The organism is Alphaproteobacteria bacterium, assembly GCA_019746225.1.
Taxonomy (GTDB): domain Bacteria; phylum Pseudomonadota; class Alphaproteobacteria; order Paracaedibacterales; family VGCI01; genus VGCI01.
On record JAIESE010000023.1, the window covers coordinates 25,082 to 40,941 of the forward strand.

Below are 15,860 nucleotides of genomic sequence, written 5' to 3' on the forward strand. Positions count from 1 at the left end.
CTTAACCCGCCCTTAAGAGTTATATTTATAAACTTTAAGGTATGAAGAAAGCACCCTTAAAAGCCAAAGATGCTGGCATTCCCATGTTTCCCCTTCGCGCCACGCAGGAGAAGGGTCGAAAGCATCGCTCTGTCACTTTGTTTGATTTGTCCTCCCATGCTCGGGCGAACGAAGCAATGAACTTTGGGCTCAAAATGCGCAACAAAGGGTTTCATGTTTTTGTGGTGGGCGAAGATCGAAGCGGGCGCATGACCGCAACCCTTTCTTTCCTAAAACAGTATATCCAAAAATTACCCCCTCCTGCTGATTGGGTTTACCTCAATAATTTCTCATCACCCCATCGCCCAAAACCCTTTCGCCTTCCCAACAGCAAAGGCTGTCAGTTAAAATCAGCAACCATGGATCTGATCGCCAGTTTGCATTCCCTTATGGCAAAGACCTTTTCCCATCCCCACTACACAAGTCAAATAGATGCTATGACGACGTCCCTTGAAACACAAGTTCAAGAAGAACTACAAGCCGTTCAGGATTTTGCAAAAAGCAGAGGTTTGAGCATTGAAGAGACAAGTGAAGGTTTTAGCATTCAGCTCATAGAAGATCCCCTTGCTGTAAAAAAGAACAAACACCCTTATCATCCCAAAGACATTCAAGAGATTAAGGATCGATTAAATCGCATTACAACTTCTGCCCATTTGGCAAGCCGACAACTAACTGTTCAAATTAATGAAGCAAAGAAAAATATAGCCGCTCAGGTTATTGAGCCTCTCTTCCGCCACTATCGTCAAGAATTTGACAAATACATTAAAGACTGGATTGATGAGCTCTTAGAAGACGTTCTCAATCACGTTGACGATTTCTTGAGCGAGGATCCGGAAACGCAAAGCAAATTGCCCGCTTATGTCGAGGAGCGCTATAACGTCAATCTCTTAATCAATAACCGGGGCGTAAATTTCCCTGAAGTTGTATTGGAGCCCTCCCCCACCTATGAAAATTTATTTGGATCTATTAAATATCGCGCCATCGTTGGTGGTGGAATGGAAACAAATTTCACTATGATTCGACCCGGCGCTCTTCATCGAGCTAATGGGGGAGTCCTCGTTTTACGTGCAGAAGCTCTGGCACAAGCTCCCGAAGTATGGGAAGCCTTAAAAGCCGCTTTACGTGACCAACGGATTCGCATTGAAGAACGGCACAGAGATACCTCAACACCCCTGTTGGATGCTCCAGAACCTATCTCCATTCCCTTAGATGTGCAAGTTTTTCTCATTGGAGCCCCGATGTGGTACTACTCGGTCTTTTTCCATGACACCGATTTTAAAACCTACTTTAAAATCAAAGCGGAAATAGACCCTGACTTGCCAGCAACCCCTCATAATATCAATATATATTCAAAGCTTATCCAGCAAGGCTCGATCCTCCATACAGGTCAAGAAATTGATCAAGAAGCCACTCAATATCTTATGGGATACAGTGCAAGGTGGGTAGGACATCGCAAAAAACTCAACTCAAAATTTGAACTAATTGCAGACGTCTTAAGTGAAGCCGGAACCATTGCAGCAAGTGCGCCTGCAAGAAAGTCTGACGTAATTACGCGTGAGGATATCAAAACTGTCATTCGGGAACGACGCAAACGAACGGCCCGTCTGGAAGACCGCTCCCATGAAGACATCGAATCCGGCCAGATATTAATCGACACAGTTGGCTCCGTCGTTGGACAAGTCAACGGCCTGTCCGTTCTTGCCACCGGTGATCATCAATATGGTTTGCCAAATCGCATCACCGCTCAGACCTACGCGGGTGAGCTTGGCGTCATCAACATTGAGCGCTTAACAGAAATGAGCGGCCCCATTCAACAAAAGGGGGTACTGATTCTGGATGGTTACTTGAATGGGATGTTCGCCCAAGACTATCCTTTGTCCTGCGGTTGCTCCATTACCTTTGAACAAAATTATGGCGGGGTTGAAGGGGATAGTGCATCCCTTGCGGAGTTGGTCGCCATTTTGTCTTCCCTTTCAGGGATCCCAATCCGCCAAGATATTGCCATCACCGGGTCCATCAACCAATTCGGGGATGTGCAACCGGTGGGTGGCGTCATTCATAAGCTTGAGGGATTTTACCGAACCTGTAAGCACAGAGGCCTCACAGGGACTCAAGGCGTCATTATACCAAAAACCAACATCGAGAATGTGGTCTTACGGGATGAACTTGTGGAAGCAATGGAAGTTGGAGACTTTACCATCTGGCCGGTTTCCCGCATCGAAGAAGCATTGAGTCTGTTGACGGGCCTTCCCCCGAAAACCATCTTCAAAGCGGTTAGAGAAAAGCTTGCTCTTTATCATGAAGCTCTCGAAAAGCTGAAATCTTAAAATACTATTCCACGGTCACGGACTTTGCGAGATTTCGCGGTTGGTCCACATCTGTTCCCCGCAATAATGCTGTATGATAGGCCAGAAGTTGCAAAGGAATTGTATAGACGATCGGAGCAATAAAGGCATCTGTTGGGGGAAGGGCAAAGGTTGTAATCTTCCCACTCAATGCCTGAATCTGGGCTTCTGTTGCTTCATCCGTAAAACAAATCACAGAAGCGCCACGGGCTAAAACTTCCTGCATATTGGACACTGTTTTATCAAACCACGCATCTTGCGGGGCCAAAACAATCACGGGCACATCCTCATCAATCAAGGCGATGGGACCATGCTTCATTTCTCCGGCGGGATAGCCTTCTGCGTGAATATAGGAGAGTTCCTTCAGCTTCAAAGCGCCTTCCAGCGCGATTGGGTAGCTTGTCCCCCTTCCCAAATACAAGGAGCTGTGGGCCGGACGGATGAAATGCGCTAACTCATGAATTTTATCGTCTTTTTGCAAAACTTTTACAATGTGAGATGGCACCGTCAGCAAGCTTTTAACAAGATCTCGCTCCTCATCAGCAGACAAGACTCCCCGAGCGCGCCCTGCCGCAATGGCCAAACATGCCAAAACGGCCAACTGACCAGTGAAGGCTTTCGTGGAAGCGACACCAATTTCCGGCCATGCTTGGGTGTGAATCACGTTTTGGGCTTGACGAGCCATCGAGCTTTCAGGTGCATTCACCAACGCCAGCGTATGATGCTTCAACTCTGTAGCAAGCTGCAAAGCGCACAACGTATCAATCGTCTCCCCAGATTGAGAGATAAAGATCGCCGCGCCCCCTGGCGTTAACTGCGGGTCACGATAGCGAAATTCGGAGGCAATCTCCACATCAACGGGCAGATGAGCAAATTTCTCAAACCAATATTTGGCCGTGAGACCCGCAAGAAAGGCTGTGCCACAAGCAACGAAGGTGAGGCGCGGGAGTTTTGCCCAATCGAAAGACAAAGTCGGCAACTGAATCGATTGTGTGGGATGATTGATTAAAGAATTTAACGTGTCGCTGATGGTTGTGGGCTGTTCAAAGATTTCTTTCAGCATGAAGTGGCGGTAAGAACCCTTGCCAACCGTATCTCCCGACAACAACGAAATGCGAATGGGTCGCTCGACCCGCTTGTCCGTTTGGTCATAAATTTCGGCTCCATCTTTCGTGATGAGGGCATAGTCACCCTCCTCAAGATAACAAAGCTGCTGAGTCCAAGGGGCAAGTGCCAGGGCATCAGAACCGATCGTCATCTCTTGATCCCCATACCCAATGACTAAGGGGCTTCCTCGACGTGCAACGATCATGAGATTATCATGATCGCGAAAAAGAATAGCAAAGGCAAAAGCGCCGGTGAGTTCTTTCAAGGCTCGCTGGACAGAGGCCAGGGGCGTATTGCCTTCATCAAGGTATTGGGTCAACAGATGCACGACAACTTCTGTATCCGTTTGACTTTGAAACGTGTGGCCTTTGGCGATCAGCATCGTCTTCAGCTCCACATAATTTTCGATGATGCCGTTATGAACCACGGCCACTTGATCACTCGTATGAGGATGGGCATTTTCTTCTGTGGGCGCACCATGGGTTGCCCAGCGCGTATGCCCAATGCCGAGCAGTCCAGTAATAGGGCTGTGTTCCACCAAATCTTGCAACTGTTGGAGCTTGCCTTCTGCCCGGCGGCGACTGATACCCTTATTTGTTAAGGTGGCAATACCAGCCGAGTCATACCCCCGATATTCAAGGCGTTTCAGCCCTTCCAATAACCTTGGGGCAACCGTTGTTTGGCTGATCATTCCAATAATACCGCACATAAACTATTCTCCCTTACTGATAACGCTTTCGAAATTGGGTTGCCCAGGTGAGCTTATTCTCTTGACGTTGCCGGGCAATCGCCATGGCATTGTCCGGAACGTCCTCACTCACAACGCTTCCCGCTGCCACAATTGCACCCGCGCCTACGGTCAACGGCGCTACAAGACAACTGTCAGACCCAATGTAGGCATCATCGCCGATGGTTGTTGGAGATTTCACAAACCCATTGTGATTGCAGGTAATCGTCCCTGCCCCAATGTTCACATTTTCCCCAATGGTTGCATTGCCCAAATATGACAAGTGCTTTGCCTTGGTCCTGGCCCCCATGGTTGTGCTTTTAATTTCAACAAAGTTTCCGATGGTCACCCCATCCCCGAGGATGGTTCCCTCTCGTAAGTGAGCGAACGGCCCGACCGTTACGCCCTGACCAAGAGTGGCTTTCTCAATATGACATCCAGGCAAAATACGCACCCGATCGCCAACAACCACCCCTTCCCCAAAGGTAACGTTCGGACTGATGGTTACATCACGCCCAATTATTGTATCATGACTGAAGAAGACACTGGCAGGATCCGTCAAGGTCACACCATTTTCCATAAATTGACGACGCAAACGCGCCTGGAAAGCAGCTTCAGCTGCCGCCAAGTCAATGCGCGTGTTAATGCCACGCAAAAACTCATAAGGAACTTCAACAACCCAAGAGAGGATATTCTCTTGGCGCGCATGAGCCACAATATCCGTCAAGTAATACTCACCCGCTGCGTTCTGTGGCGTTAGGTTGGCAACAAGGCGCTTCAACAAAGCACCCTCCACAACCATCACGCCTGAATTGCATAAGGGTATGGCACGCTCAAGCTCAGAAGTATCTCGATACTCAACGATACGGTCCAATTTTCCTGATTCATCCACCACAAGGCGGCCATAAGCACCGGTATTTTCCGGGCGCATCCCAACGACGGTAATACAAGGGGAAGGGCGCGCTTCATGTTGAGCCACGACGGCAGATAAGGTATCCGCTTCAAGAAGAGGGGTATCCCCACAAAGAATGAGGACGGTCTTAGGTGTCTGTGAAAAGGCCTCAAGGCCTCTTTTGACCGCATCTCCGGATCCGATCGGCTTCGGCTGAACAGCGGTTAGAGCCGCACGACCGCCAACAACCGCTTTCGCATCCAGCGTTGGCGAAATCACCACAACGGTTTGAGGAGTGCTGTTCGCAGCCTCGATTCCGAGTGCCGCATCAATCACATAATGAATCATGGGCTTGCCCCCAACGGGGTGCAAAATCTTTGGCAAATCAGATACCATCCGCGTGCCTTGACCTGCTGCTAAAATAAGCGTTGCAACCATTATTTATTCCCTAGCGTTAAATACCCTTAAGATTAGTTCTATCATACATAAAGTCCCATAAAGCACCTAAAAATGTGACAAAAGATTTCAGAAGAACGAGATGATGAGAATTCTGCCAATATTAGGGAGGTAAGACAGCTCAAGCGCTCACTTCATTACAGAATTGGTTGTCTTCCTTCACACACCCTTAACCATTATTTCGGTACTATATTACAGTATATCTGATTAATTCAGATTTACGAACAACGTCTCTTAAATATTTTACTATAAGGAGGCTACAAATACATGACAAACACCCCCATTCGATTGATAAACATCTCAAGAATTTTTATTTTCTTAACTTTATTTCTAAGCCTACCCCCGACCTCAATACATACAAAGGAACCCTCAGATCCCGAAAAATCTACTCAACTCGCCCGTGGTTTAACCGTCACCGTTACAAATGATGATGACGATTTAGACGAGGCTTTTCGACACATTCATTGGCATGAATCAGACAAACTCCCTCCAAGCTCCCTATGGGAATACACAAGCTCCATCGCTACGAGTATTTACAACTTTCTGCCAAGCTTACCGCGCCCTTGGTCTGGAGGTCAGAAATAAGCGCTGACACCGCTTTAGGGTTTATTTAACCCTTTTTTGTCAGAATAATAGAATCAATCATACGAGGCATTTTTGATGCTCCTGCCTATCAACTGGAGGAAATACCATGATCCAGAACCATTCTCTTAAACTTCTTGCTTTTATCCTGACCACAACCTCCTTCAGCTCCATCGAAGCTATGGAAATGTCAGCAGGCAAAGAAGACAAGCATCATGACCTTGTATTTTCAAGAATGCTGAAAGACCACAATCTCCCTCCACATGACCTGAGAGAAGTCAAAATTTTTGACATTAATGAGGCTCATGCTGCTCGGTCGGAAGAAATTCACCAAGCCTCTTTAAAGAGAGCTCGCGGTCCTCAAGCATCCTCATCTTGGTTATATTCTGGGATCACGTATCCCTTTCGTCTCATTGGGGGACTCGTACAATATGTACCAGGGTTTCGAAGCTCTCCTGTTGCACCTCAACCAACCCATCTCACCAACGTAGACAAACATGAGTTTGTTTTAGTAGAGAATCCCACAAAACCAAAGAATATCCCTTCTGATGAATCTAATGGGGATTCATGCCCTTCTAAAATGCCAAAATATCTTGTCTTGTCCATGAATGGGGGTGGCCTTCGGGGCCGATTGGGGGCCTATTGGCTAGATCGATTGAATCAATTCACCAAACAACCAACTTGGAAAGTTTTTGACCAGATCGGCGGGACCTCTACCGGTGGACTCAAAGCGTTAAGTGTATCGATGAGTTTGGATGGCATAAACCCCGTCAAAAGTGAGGCTGAATTATTAGAGATGATGCGCCATGAAGGACCTACCATCTTTCCCGAAAAAGCCTGGTGGAATATCCCCTCAAAACTTTCGTCCTACTATTACAACGAATATGACCCGGGTCCCTATGAAAAATTTCTCCAGCGTGATCTGGGCGATACCCTCTACGGGTCTGCTTTAACACCCACAATCGTCACCACCGTTAAACCCATCGACAATACAATTTTTATCCTCAATAGCCAAAAACATCCCCTATGCAAAGCGTGGCAAGTGGGTCGATCCACATCTGCTGCACCTACCTACTTCCCTGCATTTACCTTGAAGGATGGGCTATTAGCCCCGGTTGAAGTTGTCGATGGTGGTGTCGGCGTCAACGACCCTGCTCTTGAAACCTTATTAGCGTTGAAAGAAAGAGTTGAGCCGCTGCAATCCATGCCTTTTCACTTTGATCAGGTTACCTTGTTCTCTTTTGGAACAGGTAAGATGCCTGTTGCAAGCCTTCTCCCGGGAAATGCCGGTGCGCTTCGAGCCGCTGCTCCCGTTGTTGAAATGGCTATGAGCACCCAAGTCTCAGGCATGCATGACACAATGACTGATATCCTAACAAAAGGTAACTATTTTTACTTGAATCCAGAACTGAAAACCCCAATCCCTATGGACAGACTCACCAACGAACAGGCCCGAGAATTAGACGATGCCGCTGACGCAGAATGGGGCAAGAATCAAGAGAGCATTGAAACAAATGAAGTCCTTCGTCGTCGGTTAGAAAGTTTACAAAAATAGAAGCAGGATAAATCTTATTGTTGATATATTTAATTTTAAATTTATACCAACAATAAACTCAAAATATAATCATTAATTACAGATAAAACACAAATTAATAGATTTTTTTGATTATCTATTGACAAGAATCAACTTAGAAACTATATAATCTATAGAAAAAAATTGTTTTTATTATTAAACTCACAAAGTGAAAGGCTTATTTATGTTAAAGAAATTATTTATGACCGTAGCAACAACAACCTTCTTTTTGTCCTCTACTTTTACAATGGATGCAGTTGTAGATAACCATGGAAGGCTTGATTTGCAAAATCGCAACCTCACGACTGCTGATCTCAGCGAACTTCTGCCACGAATTTCGAGTACAGATAAGCTTAAAATTAAAACCCTAGTTTTAAGTCACAACCAGCTAACAACTTTGCCGTTTAAAATCAGTGAACTCAAAAATCTCGAAGTATTAAACTTATCAAACAACAAATTCACACAAATACCTGATGTGTGTACTGCGAACATTGTCGTACCTGAAGGCGTGATTAAACTTCTTAAATTAAAAGAATTAGTTTTGGAAGGCAATCCTCTTGTATTGGATCTACAAGACCAAGCTCTCTTCGAATTGGGATATAACCCAATGCATTAGAGAATACAAACAACCCATAATATTTATTATTGTGTATAATGGGGATCTATAAGGTCCCCATTATTTTTCAAGTAGCATAATTCAGCTCGAAACAATACCTCAAGAACACCCCTCAGGCGTGTGATTGCTATTTTAATTTTCACTTTTTAAATTTTTCCTTACATCCTATAGGTGTAATTTCTCTTGCCCAAATGACGGCGACACGTTAATCTCTCACTTAATAATAAAAAGGGAGAAAATCCATGGTGGGTCGGGTCTACTCTGTGGCCTTTCAAGGGGTCGAAGTTCTTGAAATTGATGTCCAAGTCCAAACGTCCGCAGGGGTTCCCCAGTTCCATATTGTGGGTTTAGGAGATAAAGCCGTCACCGAATCCCGGGAACGCATTCGGGCCAGTTTTCACACACTTGGCCTTGCCCTGCCCTCCCGACATATTACCGTTAACTTAGCGCCAGCAGACGTTCAAAAAGAAGGGTCGCACTATGATCTCCCCGTGGCTCTCGGGCTTATGGTGATTATGGGGATCTTAAGCCCCGAAGACATTGCTGACTATACTGCCTTGGGAGAACTTGGGTTAGATGGCTCACTAGCCCCTGTCTCTGGAATTCTCCCCGCCGCCATCGACACGGCAGCATCAGGCCGTGGGCTCATTTGCCCTGCTGCCTGTGGGAGCGAAGCCGCCTGGGCCGGCGACTTGCTGATTCTGGCTGCCCCCAATCTGCTCAGCCTCGTCAATCACTTTAAGGGCACGCAAGTCCTCTCTCCTCCTCAAGCTCGAATTCCTGAATTATCTACAAAATCCGCCCTCGATCTCTATGATATTAAAGGGCAAGAGATGGCCAAACGCGCCCTGGAAGTCACCGCTGCGGGCGGACATAATTTACTAATGCTGGGTCCCCCTGGTGCTGGAAAATCCATGCTGGCGGCACGCCTGCCAGGCATTCTCCCCCCTCTTGATCCTGCAGAAGCCTTGGAAGTCACGATGATCCATAGCTTGAGCGGCACACTTCCGGAAGAAGGGCTCATTCGCCAGCGCCCCTTTCGGGATCCCCATCATTCTGCGTCCCTTCCCGCCATGGTCGGCGGCGGAATTCGATGCAAGCCCGGAGAGATTTCGCTGGCTCATTTAGGGGTGTTGTTTTTGGATGAGTTGCCCGAATTTAATCGCCCTACGCTTGAAGCCTTGCGCCAACCGTTGGAAACAGGTCGTGCGGTCGTTGCCCGTGCCAATGCCCATATCACCTACCCTGCCCGCGTGCAATTGATCGCCGCCATGAATCCATGTCGATGCGGCTATTTTGGAGATACGCCCCGGGAATGTGCGCGTGTGCCCCGATGTGCGCAAGAGTATCAAAACAAAATCTCAGGGCCGCTTTTGGATCGCTTTGACATCACCATTGATGTCCCAGAAGTACCTGCAACAGACTTGGTGGGGAATTCTCCCCGTGAAAGGAGCATCGATGTCGCTACGCGTGTGGCCTTCGCCCGTAATATTCAAAGAGAGAGGTATAAAAATATGACCCCAAAAATGAGCCTTTTGACAAATGCCGTCGTTGATGGTGACACCCTTCACACAATCGCAACCCCAGATGAAGCAGGTCAAACCCTCTTAACCCAAGCCATGGAAAAGATGAAGCTTTCCGCCCGCGGCTACCACCGCGTCCTTCGCGTAGCCCGCACGTTGGCGGACCTCGATGGCTCAGATAGTGTCAAACGCCGCCACATTGCGGAAGCGTTAGGTTACCGGCGCATGCCCATGGTGAAGAGTTGAGATTAGAATTTTAGGCTCGAGCCATAAAAACCATTGTGTCTCTTACAGTCAGTTCCCTAAAATCATTTATAAATTTTGATTTCTTTATTGCATGAAATTGTTTTTTTTGCTCTAAGTGATGTGAAGTCGTCAAGATCGTTAAGAGGTGAGCGCAAAGCAATGGGGTCTGTAAATTTAGCCAGAGACTCAACAAACCAACAGACAGACGAAAAAATTACGTCGGTTTTTCGAGATGTTGGCCAAGTTCTTGCAGAAGCACGGATAGAACAGAACCTCACCATTGAAGATGTTGCTTCCAAAATACACATTCGACAACAGTATTTGAGTGATTTGGAAGAAGGAGATCTTGCAGGACTCCCAGGGCGTGTTTACATTCTTGGGTTTATTCGAACCTATGCGCGCCTTCTGAATTTAGACGGCGAAGAATTGGTTCGCAGAGTTAACACACTGCCAAATCTACCGGACTATGAACGCAGTCAAGTCCCTTTCACCTCACCATCTGAAGAAGAACCCAATTCTCTTTTCCTCATCATATCTGGTGTCCTCATTCTCTTGATTGCCATCGGCGGCTATCTCTTTTTAAGGCCATCCTCAAAAGCCCCTCCTGCATTAGAAACTGCCCTGATTGACTCTGTAGGACAACCTGAAGAAAAGGACACACTGACTGTTCCTCTTTTGGAAGAAGAGGTTGAGCCTGCCCAAGTACTGCCCTTACCCAAACCAACTTCCCCTATTGAATTACCAGAAGTTGGGAGTGCCCACCCCCCCCTTCCAGTTCCTTCCCTATCCGTTAATAAACTCCCCTCCTCAACCTTGAAGAAAATAACGTTGAAGGCAAGGGAACCTTCCTGGGTTGAAATCCGCGATGAAGCCGGGCGTATCTATTTTATGAAGGTCCTGAAAAAGGGGGAAGAATATGTGTTGCCAGAAAAACCGGGGTCGATCATCAATACGGGCAACGCCGGCGGCATCGATATTTTTGTAGGCGACCAAAAGCTCCCGCCCCTAGGTGCCCGGGGTGACGTCAAACGAGGCATTCGCCTGGAAACCCTTCAGTAGACAACCATACGAATAAAGAACGTATCCCAATAAACTTCTTCTTATTAAAATTTTAACGAATATGTGGTGTGATTTAAGGCAGGATCACTACAAAGGACACCACACGTGAAAGAAAAAGCCTCTAGGTTGGAAGCGGATTGGATGGCTTTGGCGCAAGCTGAGCGTAAAAGGAATGGCGCAGCGCCAGAGGTTTGGGCAACACCTGAAGGCATTGACGTGAAGCCTCTTTATACAGAAACGGATTTAGAAGACTTATCTAACCTCCACACATTACCAGGATTTCCACCGTTTACACGAGGCATCCGGGCAACCATGTATACGGAGCGCCCCTGGACCCTTCGACAATATGCCGGATTCTCAACTGCCAAAGACACTAATGCTTTTTTCCGTGAATGCCTTGCAGGCGGTCAACGGGGTCTTTCCGTTGCCTTTGATTTGCCAACCCATCGGGGGTACGACTCAGACCATCCCCGTGTGGTAGGAGATGTTGGAAAAGCAGGGGTTGCCATCAATTCAGTTGAGGATATGAAGCGCCTCTTTGACGGCATTCCTTTGGATAAAATGAGTGTCTCCATGACCATGAATGGGGCCGTCTTACCAATTCTCGCCTTTTATATCATTGCTGCTGAAGAGCAAGGAGTGTCGCCAGATCAACTGTCGGGAACCATTCAAAATGACATATTAAAGGAATTCCTGGTTCGCAATACCTATATCTATCCGCCTACGCAAAGCATGCGCATCGTAGGGGATATTATTGCATATTGCGCAACTCATATGCCCAAATACAATCCCATTTCCATTTCCGGCTACCATATGCATGAAGCCGGCGCCACAGCTGTTCAAGAGCTTGCTTACACGCTCGCGGATGGCCTGGAATATGTGCGCACCGCCCTTTCCAAGGGGTTGAAAATAGATGATTTTGCGCCCCGTTTGTCGTTTTTCTTTGGTATTGGGATGAATTTCTTTATGGAAATAGCAAAACTGCGCGCGGCACGTCTCCTATGGGCAGAACTCATGGCGGATTTTAATCCCCAAAATTCTCAAAGCTTGATGTTACGCACCCATTGCCAAACGTCGGGGGTGAGCTTAGCAGCCCAAGATCCCGACAATAACGTTGTTCGCACGACGTTGGAAGCATTGGCTGCCGTTTTGGGGGGCACACAATCTTTACATACAAATGCGCTGGATGAAGCTTTGGGTCTGCCCACAACACGTACTGCACGCATCGCTCGTAATACGCAATTGATTCTGGCAGAAGAAACTGGCCTTACGAAAGTTGTTGATCCATTGGGCGGCAGTTATTATGTGGAAAGCCTCACCCATAGCCTGGCGGATGCCGCCCGGACATTGATTTCGGAAGTTGAAGAGCTGGGCGGAATGACGAAAGCGGTTGAGTCAGGTTTACCAAAATTGCGCATCGAAGAAGCTGCTTTGCGTCGACAAATTCAACTTGATGAAGGGGACAACCCCGTTGTGGGGGTGAATAAATATAAGCTGAATGAGGAAGAAATTCCCGCCCTTTTAGATATCGATACGCAAACTGTACAACGCGAACAGTTAGCTCATCTTAAGCATCTGAAAATCCATCGAGATCAAGAAGCATGCGCAACGGCTTTGAATGAACTCAAAGAATTAGCGAAATCAGAGAACGGTAACCTCTTGGAGGCAACCATTCATGCCGCACGTGTACGCGCGACTCTTGGCGAAATTTCGTCAGCTCTTGAAAGCGTCTTTGGCCGCTATGAAGCACATTCTCAAACCTTAAGTGGCGTGTATGCCTCGAGTATGCATGAAGAAAAAGACTTAAAAGAAGTCCGAGCCGCCGTTGAGAGGTTTGCAACAAGTCACGGGCGACCCCCGCGATTGTTTTTGGTCAAATTGGGTCAAGATGGGCATGATCGGGGTTTAAAAATAATTGCAACAGCCTTTGCAGACTGTGGTTTTGAGGTAGAAATTGGCCCCCTATTCTCAACCCCAGAAGAGGCTGCATCCCAAGCAGTGGCAAAGGATGTCCACATCATTGGGGCCTCTTCCATGACGGCAGGTCATAAGACCTTGATCCCCGCACTCCTCAAAAATTTGAAAGATTTAAATGCAGATCATATTCAAGTGGTGTGTGGCGGAATTTTACCCACTAAAGATCATAAATACTTGATTCAAAAGGGTGTAAGTGCCATTTTTACCCCGGGCACACCTGTATTAGGCATCATTAGAGAAGTCCTTGAAAAACTTCGGTAAAGTAAGGACTTCTCTCTCAACATCTTTAAAATTTACCCTTCAAAAACGATACGCGAATCTAACCAATGCTGAATAGATGATGGGTCGAAACGACATACTTAAAGAACCCACATTTGGGGGAATTATGACGTCATCAGAGGGATTTTGTCGTTTATATTGTATGTTTCTAAGCTCAGCCCCAACAACAAAATGCCCAATGTGCTTTTCAAACCCAAATCCAAACAAAAACCCATTGTAACCTCTGGTCCTGTTTATTATGTTTGATAAGGTGGGAGCTGGCTGGTTAGTTAAGACCCTCTTTGTTGTAAATTGGCTGCGGTCTAACCCCAAAGAAACATAAAGAAAATTATCCTGACAGAATAGATATCCAATTCTGACAAGTCCCCCATAAAAGACCTTACGCAAAATATCCGTCGAATAATATCTGTTGTTCACTCCCCCCAAGTCGGCCCGAATATCTATGACACTCGAAAGAGAGTTGCCTCTGCCAATGTATCCTTCAATTCCCATCAATACGGGAAGAGGAGGGAATTTCCAAAGAAATCCACCAATGGCGGATACCACGCCGTTATTTTCTAGTATCCCTTTACCGGTTGTATACCCTGTTCTGACGGCTCCTTCAGACAATACTTCTGTTCGCCTCCCCATCAAACGCTCGACGCCCCCTGACATGCCAACATAAAAGAAGATGGGTTTAGAACAATAGGTATTGTCTTGCCATGAATTCGCAGAAGCATTTCCTATGAGTCCTAGGGATGCGATCATCATCAAGAGAAAAAATATTTTACGATTCATGGAACCCCCAACATTAATTTAAAAATATACTAAAACTTTATCTTATTAGTTTATTAACGAACAACCAGTCTGTAAAGGGGGAAGGTCTTACAATCTTCTAATTTCATAAAAATCTATCAATCATTAACGCTTTTTTTACATACCATAGCCTACGCTTAAAGAAAGCAGTAAGTAACGCTACGCGCATGGTCTAATTAAAAAACGAGATGGATTCTTAATCATGGACTCACAAAGACTTTCAAATGCAATCATCATTGCCTCTGGTAAGGGAGGTGTTGGCAAAACCTGGCTTTCTATAAATCTGGCTCAGGCTTTGAGCCATCAAAGCAAACGAGTCCTGCTATTTGATGGAGACCTTGGTTTAGCCAACGTCGATATCCAGCTCGGTTTAAACCCAAAACGAGATATAACGAGCGTCCTTAAAAGAAAATGCACATTTGAAGAAGCCATTTTGAACTATAAACCTGATAAGAATCATCAATCGTCTATCGACATTATTACAGGCCGTACGATTGATGGTGTTTTTACAAACGTTTCTAAGAATGGTATTTTGACTTTGAGGGATTCATTGACCACCGTTTCCCCAAATTATGATCATATGATTCTCGACTTAAGTGCGGGGCTAGATCAAATTATTCAGGAGTTTTCTCTTTTTGCCAAACAATGCTTGGTGGTCGTCACGGATGAACCAACATCTCTTACAGATGCTTATGCGTTTATTAATGTAACAAGCCATCGCAATCCCGATCTGCCACTTCATATTGTGGTGAACATGGCAGAGTCAGAGACTCATGGTCAGCAGATTTATGGAGAACTGATGGACTCCTGTCACCATTTCCTCAAAAAGACACCGCCTTTAGTCGGCATCATCCATCGAGACCATTGTGTGCCAGAGAGTATTTTAAAACAAAAGCCAACTTTGACGCGTCACCCTACCAGCCAAGTCGCGCAAGACATTGAACGCCTTGCTGAGAAACTGATAAAATTAAAAGAGTAGCTTCAAAATCACTTGAAGCTACTCCTTCGTCATATTTTAAGAGTTATCAGCAATAACTCGACCTTGGCCACGCCCATGGAGTTGCGAACCAACATCAATTACCATAACTCTTTGGCCTACGCAGAACATTGGATCCGCTCCTTGACGCATGGTCACTATGTCACCACGCTGCAATTTAATTTGGTATTCCATGCCTTCTTGGTCAGTCAATTTTTGACCCAACAAATGACCACCAACACCTCCAGCAACAGCACCAGCGAGTCCCGCAACAATGCTGCCTCTACCTCCACCGACTTGAGAACCTAACAGACCACCGCCAAGTGCACCGAGGGCTGCGCCTGCGCCGGGTTGATTATCCATTTCTTGGCTACCCGATGAGATCGTGATCGGACGCGCTGCAATAATAACACCTCGAAGTGTCTGGCTCATTTGCCCAACGCCATGGATAGAAACGTTATTTGCACCAATGCGCGGCGCACAACCTGTGCCGAGCAAAACTAAACTTAAGGACGCAGATATGACCATTGAATTCAAAAGTATTTTTTTCATAATATTTCCTAATTTATGTAAGTAGAATTTTCATTATCGTTATTGTGGGGTTTTCCCTCTTCGCCTCTTTATATAGCAAAAAAGAAGCTAAAAAACAATTTCTTTCTATGGGGCTA

Annotated in this window: 12 protein-coding genes; 8 read left to right on the forward strand and 4 right to left on the reverse strand. The window is 46.3% G+C overall.

Going from position 1 to position 15,860, the window contains the following annotated elements:
* The first annotated feature begins 41 nt into the window (after window positions 1-41).
* Window positions 42-2,366: an AAA family ATPase gene (locus K2Y18_04275; protein MBX9804955.1), complete on the forward strand. Its 2,325-nt coding sequence runs from the start codon at window positions 42-44 to the stop codon at window positions 2,364-2,366.
* 4 nt (window positions 2,367-2,370) lie between these two features.
* Here the strand turns inward: K2Y18_04275 and glmS are convergent, their stop codons facing one another.
* Together glmS and glmU are read right to left on the reverse strand one after the other, a co-directional pair.
* Complete coding sequence (glmS, locus tag K2Y18_04280; GenBank protein ID MBX9804956.1) at window positions 2,371-4,200, reverse strand: glutamine--fructose-6-phosphate transaminase (isomerizing); 1,830 nt, start codon at window positions 4,198-4,200, stop codon at window positions 2,371-2,373.
* Between the two features lie 13 nt (window positions 4,201-4,213).
* Window positions 4,214-5,548 carry a bifunctional UDP-N-acetylglucosamine diphosphorylase/glucosamine-1-phosphate N-acetyltransferase GlmU gene (gene glmU / locus K2Y18_04285; GenBank protein MBX9804957.1) on the reverse strand — a complete coding sequence of 445 codons (1,335 nt, stop codon included), beginning with the start codon at window positions 5,546-5,548 and terminating at the stop codon, window positions 4,214-4,216.
* 285 nt (window positions 5,549-5,833) lie between these two features.
* Between glmU and K2Y18_04290 the strand changes: the two genes are divergently transcribed.
* From K2Y18_04290 to scpA, 6 genes are all read left to right on the forward strand, one after another.
* Window positions 5,834-6,151: a hypothetical protein gene (locus K2Y18_04290; GenBank protein MBX9804958.1), complete on the forward strand. Its 318-nt coding sequence runs from the start codon at window positions 5,834-5,836 to the stop codon at window positions 6,149-6,151.
* A 106-nt stretch (window positions 6,152-6,257) separates the two neighbouring features.
* Window positions 6,258-7,703 carry a patatin-like phospholipase family protein gene (locus K2Y18_04295; GenBank protein MBX9804959.1) on the forward strand — a complete coding sequence of 482 codons (1,446 nt, stop codon included), beginning with the start codon at window positions 6,258-6,260 and terminating at the stop codon, window positions 7,701-7,703.
* A gap of 220 nt (window positions 7,704-7,923) precedes the next feature.
* Window positions 7,924-8,337: a leucine-rich repeat domain-containing protein gene (locus tag K2Y18_04300; protein ID MBX9804960.1), complete on the forward strand. Its 414-nt coding sequence runs from the start codon at window positions 7,924-7,926 to the stop codon at window positions 8,335-8,337.
* A gap of 242 nt (window positions 8,338-8,579) precedes the next feature.
* A complete protein-coding gene (locus tag K2Y18_04305) occupies window positions 8,580-10,106 on the forward strand; it encodes a YifB family Mg chelatase-like AAA ATPase (protein ID MBX9804961.1) in 1,527 nt (508 codons plus the stop codon).
* Between the two features lie 159 nt (window positions 10,107-10,265).
* Window positions 10,266-11,165, forward strand: coding sequence for a DUF4115 domain-containing protein (locus K2Y18_04310; protein MBX9804962.1), 900 nt, complete (start codon window positions 10,266-10,268; stop codon window positions 11,163-11,165).
* 141 nt (window positions 11,166-11,306) lie between these two features.
* On the forward strand, window positions 11,307-13,403 hold the full coding sequence (gene scpA / locus K2Y18_04315) for a methylmalonyl-CoA mutase (GenBank protein MBX9804963.1): 2,097 nt from the start codon (window positions 11,307-11,309) through the stop codon (window positions 13,401-13,403).
* A gap of 39 nt (window positions 13,404-13,442) precedes the next feature.
* Here scpA and K2Y18_04320 read toward each other — a convergent pair whose 3' ends face one another.
* Entirely contained in the window at window positions 13,443-14,198 is a 756-nt protein-coding gene (locus K2Y18_04320; protein MBX9804964.1) for a hypothetical protein, read from the reverse strand.
* A gap of 220 nt (window positions 14,199-14,418) precedes the next feature.
* On the opposite strand from K2Y18_04320, the gene K2Y18_04325 reads away from it, so the two are divergent.
* Entirely contained in the window at window positions 14,419-15,195 is a 777-nt protein-coding gene (locus K2Y18_04325; protein MBX9804965.1) for an AAA family ATPase, read from the forward strand.
* A 36-nt stretch (window positions 15,196-15,231) separates the two neighbouring features.
* On the opposite strand, the gene K2Y18_04330 is transcribed toward K2Y18_04325, so the two are convergent.
* On the reverse strand, window positions 15,232-15,744 hold the full coding sequence (locus K2Y18_04330) for a hypothetical protein (protein MBX9804966.1): 513 nt from the start codon (window positions 15,742-15,744) through the stop codon (window positions 15,232-15,234).
* Between the last annotated feature and the right edge of the window lie 116 nt (window positions 15,745-15,860).